This is a genomic window from Legionella bozemanae (assembly GCF_001648595.1).
In the GTDB taxonomy this organism is placed as follows: domain Bacteria; phylum Pseudomonadota; class Gammaproteobacteria; order Legionellales; family Legionellaceae; genus Legionella; species Legionella bozemanae.
The window spans coordinates 1-13,222 of record NZ_LBAW01000043.1 but is presented as its reverse complement, the minus strand read 5'-3'; the positions used below and the strand labels follow the sequence as shown (position 1 = coordinate 13,222).

Below are 13,222 nucleotides of genomic sequence, written 5' to 3'. Positions count from 1 at the left end.
TAGCACGCCAATATTGAATATCACGTCGAATCGTGAGCGGTTATTAAAGCAGATTTCTGTCTTCATTTGCCTACTCTGGAAGAGTTGAAAGCAGAAGTAAAAAGAGAATATCAAGAAGCAAAATGGCAGTTAGAAAAGGATAAAATCAAAACAGATAAAAGCTAAAGGCTTATTATTAATTTAATCTAGCTCTAATAAGACCTGGGGCTAAAGATCGTCGGTTTTGCCGACATTTCAGGACTATTTTTTACTGACAGATTCAGTACTGGCGCGGGTTATAGGTATCAATTTAGAGCAAAAAAATTTGCCTTTGGAGGTGAAAATATCCATGTAATCGAAACTTGTTAACAATATGATAATTAATATAAAATTTAAATAGAAAGGTTTTTGGTATGTTAAAATTTCATCGTTATTTTTAATTTGTAATGATAACATTATGTAATTGATTATATGGAAAAAAATTTAAAATTACCATCAAAAAAGCTTTAAAATGGCGGCAAAACCGACTATCTTTAGTCCTAGGCCTAATTGTATAGCTGATCTCTACCATCCAGTATGATGTAGCCATAATTCAGAAATAATTTGCCGAGTTTCATTATCTAAAATTGACAGGGCTTGCACAAAGTTAGATGTTTGCACTTTCTCAAGAAGTTTTTGGCCATCTTCTCAATTAAAAAAAGAGTACATCATAGCTAATAGTACTTGTTTCCCATGACTGTAACCGCCTATGGCACGCTGAATAAAGGCATAGTCAGGCTCCAATTGCCATTAGTTGAAAACTTTAAAGACTAGTTTCCCTCCACTGATAATAAGAGAGTTGTAATGGATCATTTATAATTTTTTCTTTTTCACTTCGAGAAAGCTTTTTAATATAACGCTCTATTCTCATTGCCTCCGCTCTTCCGCTATTAATTTGCCAAGATTGAGCAATCTTAACGGGTTTAAAACTCCGTGTGTATTTACTCTTAGCTGTTCCATCAATATGAGCCTGGTAGCGTTATTACAAGGAGTAGCATTATGGAAAATTATGCAAATAATAAAACCCAGTCTCACAAAATGAAAATAGTGATTAAGGAGTTGACTCTAATCCAAAAGTTAGAAATCAACACGAAGGTAAAACTCAGACTCCAGATGATATTGAAAATAATAAATCAGACCTTGGTGGTGTATTTGATAAAGATCATAATCAGGGACAAGGCGGTGCTTCGCCTGGTACAAGTACTGCATATGAGCTAGAAGAAAGAGATTCTGACACGCTTGTAGATGATGACGATGAAGAAAATTTAGAAAAATCCTAGTAGCTTATAATATGAACTTAGCAAAAGCAGCAATCTACTTTCGTGAAAGATGAAATCTATTATCTTAACCCTATCATGAAGAAGGAAGGGGATATAATAATGGGCCATTTTATCAGTCAGATTGTATCAATGAAACTTGATAAATTCATCTACAAAGCCTGCTTTCGTATTCCAGTACCTGTATTGCTGTCACATTTCCCATATAGACAATGGATTATTCTATTTTCGGGTATAAAAGTCTTTGTAAATTGGACGGAAAGATAGGGCTTATAAGAAGTATCATTTGCTAAATAGCTCTTAAAGAAAGCGGTTCCATAGAAAGATAGCATTTGCGATAACTCATCTTCATTTAAATATCTAGGCCATTTTCCTGCAGGCAATTTAAAATTAAATGGATAGTCGGGGATTCCATAGTAAAACGCAATATTTTCTTGCCAACGTTGTGACGTGGCGGTCCAGCCCTCGTTTAGGGTGGTGGCCATCTGCATTAAAGTATAATAATCGGGGGGATAGAATGAAGATTGACAATATAAGAGTGGGTCACTGGGAGCAAATGAGTTATCGAGAATACTTGAAAGAAACAGGCTTTCTGCCATCAGATAAGTCAACGGAGAATTAAGCTTGAGCATCAGTGCTCTGAGCATTGCACATTGTGCCGTATCAAATTGATGGATGCTATTTTTTAAAGTGACTTTCGTTTTGGATGGAATTTGTGGGGACAGTTCAGTAAATACATTCCCAGGGTACGGTGATGTACTTGCAGAGATATTTAAATAAGGGATCTGAATGCTGGCCAAATTGCTGGGAGAACTCTCAGGGGCTTCGATCACTCCATCAGCACAAATTTCATAAGGAAAAATGGCTTTGAACAAAGGGTTAGGAGGGATATTTAAACTGTTTGAGCCACCAGCTAAAATCAATACACTGCAAGCGCCTACTGAGAACCCCATAGCCCCAAAACGATTGATATCGACATGTCCTTGGAATGAGGGAATACTTGCATCACTGATATTTTTGGCAATTAATTGCTCTGCTACAAAATTTATGTCTTCTACCTGGCCAGGAAGAACAGCGCTATTGAAGTTTGGGCTATACGCGTAATCGATTGCCACCAAATTTGGTTGTAATGTATTAAAATTATAAGTAATGTTTGCGGTAGCATGATTAGGTGCTGCCACAATAAAGCCATTTTGTGCTAATCGTTCTGCCACCTTGTATACTTCCACGGCTTCAGTTGAGCCACCGTGCGAATAAATAATTACGGGGAAAGTCCCATTACTTAAGGGTACATTTTCTAAAGCACGTGAGCTCCATGTTGCATTATACGCAAATGGACAGACAATTAGGGGATCGGTCGCGGTAAACATGGTTTTGGCGATGGGACCCATTTGCGGGTAGTTGGTGTCGCATTGAGACTCTTCACTCAAATAGGGAACAAAAGTTTGCGATAAATCGCTGGTAATGTCAGGTTCAACGGTATGATTCCAGATATATGAAGTTGGCTGCCCACTACTTCCTTTAGGGATAGGGTACCAAATTTCAACCCAAAAACGATGGCCTCTAGATTCGTATTCCGTGCGAATATCAGGGTTGTTGTAGGTATCAAATACAGCATCAGGGATTAAGATATAAGGATCTCTTGAATGATCAGCCATTAAAATGGACGTATGACCCACATCATAATTTCCTTCCAATACCGGTGGTAAAGAGGCATACGCGAAGGGCATCTTAATCAATAGAAGAAGAGAGATAATCTTCGGTGAAAAAAACTTAATTTTCTTATCAATCATAGTATCCTGCTACACGTAAAAGTTAACCTGGGGGTGATGTAATTACAATAGTGCCTTCAATACCTGCAGCTCCTCCTTGACCCGAAGTGACGTTGGAGACAAAGTTATCAGACTCTATAATGTCGCTGCCAAAATAATAGTATCCATAAATTCCATAGGCATCTCCTCCCACTCCGAATATTGGATCACTGTTTCCACCTTGAATATTTGTTACCTGACTGTTTGAAATACTTACTTCGGAGCCTTGATTTAGAGAGTAAATACCCATTGCACTTCCTCCAATTCCTTCTCCAGTTCCTCCTCGGACTTGTGCTACGGTGTTGCGATCAATTAATAGATTACCGCTGCGATTATCCGTGCTGATTCCTATAGCAGTACCGCCAATATTACTGCCATTTCCTGCATAAATTTCGGAAACTCTATTGTCGATAAGAGAAATAACTCCACCTACACCGGTATAATCACTATCATTAACTGCGTAAATCCCTTGCGCATCACCTCCCCAGGCATTATTTCCAGCAGTAACACGGCTAACTTGATTGTTCGCAATAATGCTGTTTCCATAAATTTGGAAGAGATTAATCCCTTGAGCGGTACCGCCAATAGAACCACCGAAGCCAGCGGTGATATTATCAATTAGATTCCCGCTAACTCGGGCTGTGCCTCCATAATTTGCAATTGTCAATCCATTAACGACGTCCACATCCGAAGATGCGCCAGTGAAATGAAACACTTTATTATTATCAATCTGAATAATACCTTGTTGATTGATTGCATTGATTCCATAAATTGTGGTTCCTACTGAAGCATTATTGGTTTGGAAGTTACTGGCTGTATTATTGAGGATAAGTGTAGCGCCAAGATTATTATTTAAGGCACTTATCCCATAAATAGCTTGGTTCATTCCCCCAGGAGCGTTTGAGACGGAAAAATCAGTCATCACATTGTTTTGTAAATAAATGCCACCTACTCCATTATTTAAGCTATAAATACCATACAGTGCTTCATTGGGTGAGAGGGTGAGATGATTAATGAAATTATTTTCGGCCGTTATCACCCCATTGCCATTATTTTCAACATTTATTCCATAAGCTGCATTGATTACTCCAGAATTATTATTGTAAATATTTTGAATGCTAGTGTTTCGTATATCAATTTGCCCGGAAGCTGAGTTAGTTGCTCGTATCCCATAGGCAGCGTTTGTATTAATGAGCTCAGGATTTGTTCCGCCTTGAATATTTTCAATTAATGCGTTGTCAATATTTATATCTGTACCGTAGGCAGTAATGCCGTAGCCGGCATCTTCAGTGTTGCCGCGAAAATCACTTATTGAGACAGAATTAATATTGATGTTACTTACTGCTTGAGTCATTCGTCCCGCCACTACTCCTGCGGTCTGTTGGGTACCGGTGCCAGCTAAAGCAATATTGGCTATGGTGTTATTTCCTTGCAAGACTAAGCTGCCATTGAGTAATGGTTGAGCGCCAAATGGAGCAGGGGCAGCAAACTGATAGGTTCTGCCAAAGAAGGATTGCCCACCTAACACGAACAATTGATTATTATCTGGACTAATGTCATAGGTGCCCGTTTCAAGATATAAATTCGCACCAGGTGCCCATTTATTGATATTATTAATACTATTCTGGTTTAATTGAGTGCTAGAACACGGGTGCTCAAACGTGCAGCTGTCTGGGGTTATGTTAGAGCTACCAGAAGAGGCTCCATTAAAAAACCATATATTATTGAATTGCGTTTCTGATTTCTTTTCAATCCATGCGGTTTCACTAGGGATACTACTGCCCGTATTTAATGTTCCTAAATGCCTGGGAATTGCATCAGAAAAGTGATCCTCTAATCTGTTTTGATTGAGAGGCGATACTCCGCCAAATTGAATACTAACCCCGAGGAAAAAGGTATTATGCAGGTTGTTATCATAGCTGTCTGCTACATTTAATACCACTTGATTCATAATAGGGATGTCAACTCCTGCTTGCATTCCTTTGATTGCTTTCATTTGCTGAGGGCTATAGTAATAGCCTCCCACATAAGCTCTTGATTGTCGCAAATGAGAGAATTGTTTCCCAATACTCATATCACCACCAGCCCCAACGGCTTCGTAAAATAACTGCGTCGTTGTGATTTGCCTTCTACTTTGAAAGGAGGTAATTTGATTGCGTTCTGAGGAAAGAAGTTTTATTCTGTTGGTGACTGGTACATAGGCATTCACATGGAAATCTACCGATTTAGAGCGCCATTCAATGCCAGGATTAAGGGTAGTAAACGTCTTATTAAAAATTGTATTATTGACGTCAGTAAACAGATACGCGCCTACGATACTTTGAGTATTTAGATAACGGTACCCTAAGCCTGCCGAACCACTTTTACTCTCTTGCTGACCGATTTTGATGTCCAAATTCGTAAACAGTAAGGAGTTGTTTCGTTTATTTAGAGGAAGTAAATAATCGGCGAAGCCATTACCATTGGTACTATTTTGAAAGTAATTAAAACCGCCTGTTGTGGTAAGTCTTGAGGAGTTCTCGGTATTAGGAAAGAACATAAGGGATTGGGCAAAGGCGTTACTTTTATCTAACAATAAACAAATAGAGGCAATAACCATCCGTGATTTGTAATCAGCCATAAAATCCTTTCTGATATGAACATTCAAGGTTATCTTGTTTTCTTCAAACAATATCAAAAGCTTGGCTTCAAACACATCGAATGAAAACCAAAAGGAAACTATAGTTAAAATTTAATTGAAAATCAATCTAATTTATACTCCAACAATTTCTGCAATACCATTTCAAATGAACGCGTTCAATTTTTACTATAATTAATAATTCATAGAACAGCATTATGGAGATAAAGGGCATTGGAATTTGTTACGGAGCGAACACAGTGGAGGAGCACTTCGCTATGAAAATGACGCCATTTAAATGCAATAGGCTTTGTTGAGCGTATTGGGATAGTCCACTGGTTAATGTGATTCCTTTAAATTATAAACCAACTTATTTTTAGCAAGAAATAAGAATTCGAGCAGCACATTAAATGTATTTTTGTACTTAAACAAATTCTTTAAATTTTATAACTTTGTTTTGGAGAGTCTTAATTTTCGAATGGTCGCTCTACTTGTGGTTTATTTATAATTATTTATCTTAGATATATTTGTTTCTTTAGTTTGAAAAATAATAACATTTTTCATAAGGAGATTTGTAATTTATTAGTGGGTCTGATGGTTCTTAGTCTCAAGTATATCAACAGATAAAGAAGAATGGCTATGCTTAGTGAAAGTACATTAAATGAGTTATTGATAGTAATTCCTTTATACTTAATATCAGGATATTTAAAAAGGTTTTTATCATGAAGTTACCCTGTAAATTTTGTAAGAAAAGTATGGAGCCTATTGTAAAATTTGAGAATCGTCTCGTTACTCATAAGGTTCAAGTATTTTACTGTAGTATATGTGGTAAACAATTGTTTGTTACAGGCGGTATTTTTGAAAAACCTTTTTGGGAACGCCCATTTTATTTTTGGTGGTTAGGACCTTTTAAGAATTTAATATATCTAGAACAATTAAAAACCGTTTATACTCGTTTTGGTAAGGCAAGCGCCATAGGTTTTGCACTTGGTATTATATTAATCTTAGCTTTTTCTTACTAGCGAGTACAGCATGGGAGAAATTTATTTTGATGACCAGGCAAAGTCGCAAATTCCACTGGCTTTGAAGAAAAATGCCCTCCAGACGTAGAAAAAGTTGAAAATGCTTTTTTTCTAAGCAGGGTTTCTTCCATATCTTTGCAAATTATTATTTCAATGGAAGCATTCTTAATAGTCATCTCAATATCAAGCAAAATTGAATAAAAAAAATTATATTTTAAATTCATACCTTCTTAATCAAAAAAGATTTTTAAAAAAATTTCCTTCCTCATTCATGGGTATTTTTACGTATAGATATTTTGCCTTTTTCATTGTAGGGTATGGAGGTTTTTCTTAAATTTTTTATTCGTTAGACATATTGAGAGTGTGGTTGTCCATAGAGGGAGCTGTGATGAAAAAAAAAGGGGTTAGGTGGCTGTTTTCGTCAATTTATTGCTAGCCTATTAATTTATAGCCAGTTTATTCAATTATCAGCTGCGGCGGTATTACCTAATTCTCCTCAGACTCCAATATCTTCTGCATCACAGCAAGGCAGACCTACACCTACCAGTACGCCGGTATCTGCCGGCCCATTTACTCCTTTAGTGAATTATGCGCAGACAGGGATATTAAATAACTTGTCATTGACAAATCAGCACCTGGGTTTCTCTGGTCCGTTGAATTGGGGTGTAACTTATAGCGATTTGACAGGTACTTATTACAATGCCCAATATGTGCTGCCATTAGGAAGTCGCCTGGCGCTGAGTGCTTTAGGTGAGTACGGCTCAGGCCAATATCGTCTCAATGGTACCCTGGGATATGGATTTTCACCTTTGGCGCAGATGAAATTCACAGCAGAACGCTTTGGGCAGCGCTTGCCATTCCAGTTTGATTCCGGAGATATTGAGTCAAGGGTGCATCAAGATGCTTATGGGGTTCGCTTCCAGCAGTTATTTAATTTACCTTTTTTGCAAGGATTTAATTTAGGCGGTTATTATGCCGATGCCAGCAGTAAGGAATTAAATCCGATTATTTTTACCTCCAATGGCGACAATTGCGGTGGTTTTGTGTCCGATTTGCAATGCATTAACTACCGTCATCTTGCCGGAGCGACCAGCACAGGTGCTGATGCTGGGATTGACGTATTGCTCACGCCTTCCACGTTAGTTAGTGGGAGTCTGTATTATGACCAGGTGCGTTATAACCCGATTTTTTCACCTGTTTCCGAGGAGGACCGAAATGGGTTAGGTGGTGGTATTAAGTTAAATCAATTGTTGGGCGAGCGTCTTAAGCTGACCGGAGAGGCAACGGTACGTGAAATTTATGACACCTATCAAGCAGGCTTTAGTTGGCTTCCCAACTTCCAGAAAATGAAGCTTGGGATAGAATTATCTCTTTTTGGGCAGCATGTGACCTCTCATAACACGACACCGGATAATAACAGCATTGGCTTACAAGTGAATTTCTTGGCAGATGGTAACAAGCGTTACGATGAGCGGCATCGATGGGGCAGTCAGCGTTTAAGTGATATTACCCAATGGGTAAGTACGCCAGCAGTGAAAATGAATCAAGTGTTCGTAATTGCTGAGCAAATCACCAAGCTCCTAGCACCTAGTATCATAGGCATTACTCCCAACAGCGGGCCATTAGCTGGTGGCAATACTGTAACCATTATGGGGAGTAACTTTGTGCAAGGACTGCTGGTGTTTTTTGGTGGACAACCAGCAACCAATATCCAGGTTCTTTCATCAAACAGTATTCACGTCACTGTCCCTACCGCTGTAATTCTATTGCGTGCACGCGCAACGGTTTCGGATAAGGTAGTGGATGTAGTGGTTCAAAACCCAGATGGACAGCAAACCTCCTTTCCTGAGGGGTACACCTATATCGGTGCCGCGTTAACGGCAACGAATCCAAGCGATGCCACCCAGAATGTAGGACAAACAGCGGCATTCAGTACGACTGCCAGTGGCGGCACGCTCCCTTATACCTACCAGTGGCAGGTGAGTACGGACAGTGGCAGTACTTGGACTGACATCAGTGGCGCGACAGCGACCAGTTACACGACCCCGACATTGGTTGCAGGGGACAATGGCAATCAATACCGCATGGTGGTAACGGATGCGGCCAGTGACACGGTGATTACCACTGCGGCGACATTGACAGTGATTTCCGTTGGTGATGCCTATGGTGGTGGGGTGATTTATCGGATTGATGGCAGTACAGCATACATTATCAGTCCTTCAGATGTTGCTACCGCAATTTGGGGGCCGTTTTCTAATGTAGCTACCAATGCGATTAACACATTTAATATTTCTACAGATAATACATATACTGTTTTAGCGGGTGCCAATTTCCCTGCAGCGGAAGCTTGCCGCAATTATACAGCAGGAAGTGGAGTCAATACCTGGTTCTTGCCGGCACAAAGTGAATGGGCGTTGATAGTTGCGGACATAACCACCATTAATAGCAAGTCAGGCGCGTCAGGTTTTACTCAATTTGCCACTGATAGCCAGTATTGGAGTTCTACGCAATTCAGCAATATCCCCAGCGTCGCGTATACGCGGCTCTTTACCGGACCTGATTCGAGCTACGAGAATGAGAACACTAAGACCAATCCTTGGCGGATACGGTGTGTTCGAGCTTTAACACTTTAACATTTAGCCTAGCACTCCCGAATTTGCCCCCTGAAGGAAAAAAGCATTAGTATGGCCTATTTCAGTTGTATCGTTTTGCTTAACCACGTCATTATTTAGATAGCGAACAAACTCGATAATTGATTTTGGCAAGTGATTGTCATCAAGAACTCTCTTTGTGACATCATAAGAACTCAGTTTTATTTTTTGTACTTTCATAAATACCTCAAGGAAGAACGCGGATATACGTTTAATTTCTATCTATGAGTTGAGTTATGATCTATAAGCATTTGAACTATTTACAGCGGTGTAAAATCCAAGCTTTATGGAGATCTGTTTATACGCAGCAACAGATAGATGATGAAATTTGTGTTAATAAATCAACCATTAGTAGAGCACCTAATAGAAATATGACCTTTGTTCGTACTCGCTTATGGTATTGGGCTTACAAAGCTGACTACACCCAATTTAACTCTGATAATCGTAAGAAATGTAAAAATAAGTATGTAAAATTTACTGAAGAAATTAAGGTATTTGTTAGGGAAAAATTAAAGACAATTGGAGTCCCGATCATATATGTGGATATGCAAAAAAGAATACTATTTAGGATAGAAGCCAGGGTGGTGATTTATATAAGTATCGTAAACGCTATGGGAGTCCTAGTAGAAGTGGTTCTGTCAAAAATAGAAGATTTATTGATAAAGGGCCAGCGATAATTAATGAAAAATCTCGGGTAGGTGATTGGGAAATTGATACGATTATTGGTAAAAATCATATGCATGCTATTGTCTCAACAGTCGTATCAATTTCCCAATCACCAACGCGCGTTTTTTCATCCACAACTTTAGGTCTTTCATCAATAAAACGTCTATTTTTAATAGGCCCTAACCGTTTCGAACTCCCATAGCGTTTGCGATACTTTTTATTTTGATGTCTTAAATGTTTAAATAGACTGCCACCCTGTAACTTATCTTTTAAAATGAATTGATAAATACATTCCGTACTTAAGTTAAATAAGTGTTCCTTTTTGGCCTGGTGTGTACAGGCTGTCAACTCCCCCATTTCGCTTTCAAATACCATTTAGCAACCCATTAAATCTTTACAAGCGATATATTGTTGGAAGATGCAAGGAGCAGTTAACAACGCAGAGCTTGTGAGTTCAAAGATGATGCAGAGTAAGCAGACAATTTGTGCCAAGCTTCTTCTTCGATTTTTTTTTCGTTTTGTGTTACAAATCGATGTGTATCAATTCTCGTTCTTGTAAAAGATAGTAATGTGGATACAGTAGAGAATATTTCAATCATTTCTTTTCCAGAACCAATTGGATCATTTTTTTTAATCATTTGTTCATTTATGTTGTTTATTGCTACACTAACAGATTTTGTTATTTGTAGAAGAAAATTCTCAGCTTTAATTTTATCCAATTCTTGTATTAAGAAAATTAATTCTTTTCGTATATTATCCAAGCTTTTATACATCTTTTCTAAGGTTATTCCTATATTAAATATCTCTTCGTAATTATTCCTGTGCAATATATAGGGTATAGCATAGGTATCGTGAAAATTTTTAAACCAAAGGGCTAAATAATTAACTGGGGTGCGAAAAATGTTTAATTCATCGCAAAACTGGTGAACTATTTTTTGCGATCCTAGAATACTTCTTTGTATTTTAATTGCTTTTACTTTTCTGTCTGTTGTGTTTAAATCTAGCTGAGCTAATTCATCGAATATATTTGAATCTTCTAGCAAGTTGAGTACAGTGCTGGCGTTTTTTTGACTGGTCTCTATTCTTTGTACAAAATATACTATCTCAGGAAAATGTAGTCTTATTTCTTCTTCGCTAAGATTAAGTGCTTCAAAATTTTTGTAAGTTATCCAGAATCGAAGCTCTGAACTTAAACGTTGATTATAAACCTGAAGTTTATTACATTCATTAGTAAGTAACTGATTATCCCACAGCGAATTCGCAGTTATAAACTTGTTTAATTGATTAAATAAAAGTTGTTGTGGGTGATGATACATTGTATAGAATGATGCTAGCTGTAATAACAAGTCCTGTGTTTCTTGAGCAGCCTGAAAGTAATTTTTTATTAAAGGATACTCGGATTCTAATTTATTTTTATAAGCAGAAATCGATGCGAGAGCAGATAAGTAGTTGTGATCTGTTAATAAAGGTTCATGATAAATAGTGTGATGAATGATGCTGTGAACAAAGCCAATCATTCTTTTTTCCTCTTGCTTAAGTGTTTGCCACCAGGCAATATTGTGAGCCCGATCTAACTGCGTGTCATAGGAAAGTTGCTGTTCAGTTTTACTTGTATTAATGTATGGGATTGTATAAGTGGTGAGCGCTTTATAAAGAGCCACTTCATCTCCTGTAAATTGACTCCTAATCTCCTGAACTTTCTGCTTGCTAAGAGTAATTATCTGAGCATAATCGCTCCAATTCCCCCCAAGTAATACCTCTTGGAGCCCTCGGGTTACCATGCTACCTAATTCAACCTCCATATTACTTGTAAAAAAAATTTGCGGAATTAAAGTATTAAAGACGGGAAGATCCCATGCACTTCCTTCAGCTTTTTTAGGGAAAATAGTATTGTTCTCATCATCTTTCTCTAAACCGCGAGTGCCACCGGTTAAGAAATGTGTTTCACAAATTGTTTCAGGAAGGAAAATAAAATGGACATTATTATATGCTCCATAATTGAGAACGGCATCCAATCCTTGGCCTTTTGCATACTCAAAGGTACTTAAATAACCTGAGTTGATGTAGGCTTGGCTCGACATGGGAGACAAATTCATGTGTTCGGCAGGTGTAACCTGATAATTTAGGATTTGTTGCGCATGAATTGCAGAATGCGAATCTGTTCTGATATACAAATGCCACTTAAATTTTTGATTAGGTTCTGATTTATTATCCATATATTCTTATGCCCTAATTTCAATCATGTTAAAATCATGGGGTTTTAATTGATCATTGTGGTTAATGTTAATTCAATTATATGTTATTCATTTGTGAATAATCAATAGCTGAGTGGGGCATCGTCAACTTAACTCGTGTTCTCAACTGAAATGTATTTTATCAGTACAAGACAATGCGAGATGAGATGGTTGTCTACAATCAAAATTAAACGATTGTGGTTCGATACAAATGCTTTGCTTATCCGATTGGCGAATTCCCTTAATCAGCGCTCCTAACTCTGTGACTAAAAGTACATCTTCTTTGTCTTCAATCTGCACTCTTTTTGTTAAATTAAAATTTAATGATTTTCAGCAAACCACGGTGGAATGTGTGCATGACAGTCTCGATTTAAATATATTATGCCAACTCCTACACGAAGGTTTTTTGAGAAAACGTATGCCAGTAAGATTGTTAGGCATAGGAATCAAATTGAAGCAAGAAAAGATCTATGAGGGTATTCAACTGCCCTTATTGGGATTGAATCATGAGTCTTGAGGCAGCTAACACGGTATTCACTGAACCCCTTATCAATTAAGTGGGCTAATTATATTTGGAAATGATGCGTTGGGAATGGTTCATTGAGTGTGTTCTTCATTCTATAAAGTGCTTTTTTTATTTGATTCAATGAGTTGTACCGAGGTTGAAATTAAAAAACCTGAGGATTCATTGGTTCGTTCCAACGCATCGAATTGGTTGACTTTTTGTTGAAAAGAGACCTAAACTAATCTTGAAGCGTGCCGCGCCGGTGCTGCTAACACCAGCGCTGCACTAACCATAATCCTAGCGCAAACTAGAATCATGGCTAAGTCATGGCAAACGCATTAAATTCCCCCTAAAATCTACTTAGCTTGTTAAAATTTTTAATAGATAAGCATGATCCCATCCAGCAGTTTTTCGTCGGCAG

The 13,222-nt window shown here is 37.9% G+C and carries 7 protein-coding genes and 3 pseudogenes; 4 read left to right on the top strand and 6 right to left on the bottom strand.

From position 1 onward, the window contains the following. Positions 1–1,447 precede the first annotated feature (1,447 nt). Complete coding sequence (locus tag A8O27_RS17645) at positions 1,448–3,088, bottom strand: alpha/beta hydrolase family protein (RefSeq protein WP_058460482.1); 1,641 nt, start codon at positions 3,086–3,088, stop codon at positions 1,448–1,450. A 22-nt stretch (positions 3,089–3,110) separates the two neighbouring features. Continuing rightward, positions 3,111–5,726 carry a beta strand repeat-containing protein gene (locus tag A8O27_RS17640; protein ID WP_058460483.1) on the bottom strand — a complete coding sequence of 872 codons (2,616 nt, stop codon included), beginning with the start codon at positions 5,724–5,726 and terminating at the stop codon, positions 3,111–3,113. 719 nt (positions 5,727–6,445) lie between these two features. Between A8O27_RS17640 and A8O27_RS17635 the strand changes: the two genes are divergently transcribed. Then, positions 6,446–6,745: a hypothetical protein gene (locus A8O27_RS17635; RefSeq protein WP_082891539.1), complete on the top strand. Its 300-nt coding sequence runs from the start codon at positions 6,446–6,448 to the stop codon at positions 6,743–6,745. Here A8O27_RS17635 and A8O27_RS17630 read toward each other — a convergent pair. Then, complete coding sequence (locus A8O27_RS17630) at positions 6,742–6,969, bottom strand: hypothetical protein (RefSeq protein ID WP_058461115.1); 228 nt, start codon at positions 6,967–6,969, stop codon at positions 6,742–6,744. The genes A8O27_RS17635 and A8O27_RS17630 overlap by 4 nt on opposite strands. A gap of 390 nt (positions 6,970–7,359) precedes the next feature. Here A8O27_RS17630 and A8O27_RS17625 point away from each other — a divergent pair, with 390 nt between their 5' ends. After that, a complete protein-coding gene (locus tag A8O27_RS17625; protein WP_058461114.1) occupies positions 7,360–9,378 on the top strand; it encodes an IPT/TIG domain-containing protein in 2,019 nt (672 codons plus the stop codon). Between the two features lie 3 nt (positions 9,379–9,381). On the opposite strand, the gene A8O27_RS17620 is transcribed toward A8O27_RS17625, so the two are convergent. Then, entirely contained in the window at positions 9,382–9,576 is a 195-nt protein-coding gene (locus A8O27_RS17620) for a hypothetical protein (protein ID WP_058461113.1), read from the bottom strand. A gap of 56 nt (positions 9,577–9,632) precedes the next feature. On the opposite strand from A8O27_RS17620, the pseudogene A8O27_RS17615 reads away from it, so the two are divergent. Next, a pseudogene (locus tag A8O27_RS17615) lies at positions 9,633–10,171 on the top strand (transposase); the annotation flags it as partial. Here the strand turns inward: A8O27_RS17615 and A8O27_RS17610 are convergent. After that, positions 10,150–10,389: pseudogene (locus A8O27_RS17610) on the bottom strand (IS30 family transposase); the annotation flags it as partial. The pseudogenes A8O27_RS17615 and A8O27_RS17610 sit on opposite strands and share 22 nt — an antisense overlap. Before the next feature lie 104 nt (positions 10,390–10,493). Further along, the gene (locus tag A8O27_RS17605) at positions 10,494–12,278 is read right to left on the bottom strand and encodes a hypothetical protein (protein WP_058461110.1); all 1,785 of its coding nucleotides are present in this window, start codon (positions 12,276–12,278) and stop codon (positions 10,494–10,496) included. A 301-nt stretch (positions 12,279–12,579) separates the two neighbouring features. On the opposite strand from A8O27_RS17605, the pseudogene A8O27_RS17600 reads away from it, so the two are divergent. Next, positions 12,580–12,813: pseudogene (locus A8O27_RS17600) on the top strand (DNA polymerase IV); the annotation flags it as partial. Between the last annotated feature and the right edge of the window lie 409 nt (positions 12,814–13,222).

Bases quoted from the DNA above. Each gene is read 5' to 3' on its own strand.
- A8O27_RS17645 (WP_058460482.1), bottom strand. From the start codon at position 3,088: ATGATTGATAAGAAAATTAAGTTTTTTTCACCGAAGATTATCTCTCTT.
- A8O27_RS17640 (WP_058460483.1), bottom strand. From the start codon at position 5,726: ATGGCTGATTACAAATCACGGATGGTTATTGCCTCTATTTGTTTATTG.
- A8O27_RS17635 (WP_082891539.1), top strand. From the start codon at position 6,446: ATGAAGTTACCCTGTAAATTTTGTAAGAAAAGTATGGAGCCTATTGTA.
- A8O27_RS17630 (WP_058461115.1), bottom strand. From the start codon at position 6,969: ATGAATTTAAAATATAATTTTTTTTATTCAATTTTGCTTGATATTGAG.
- A8O27_RS17620 (WP_058461113.1), bottom strand. From the start codon at position 9,576: ATGAAAGTACAAAAAATAAAACTGAGTTCTTATGATGTCACAAAGAGA.
- A8O27_RS17605 (WP_058461110.1), bottom strand. From the start codon at position 12,278: ATGGATAATAAATCAGAACCTAATCAAAAATTTAAGTGGCATTTGTAT.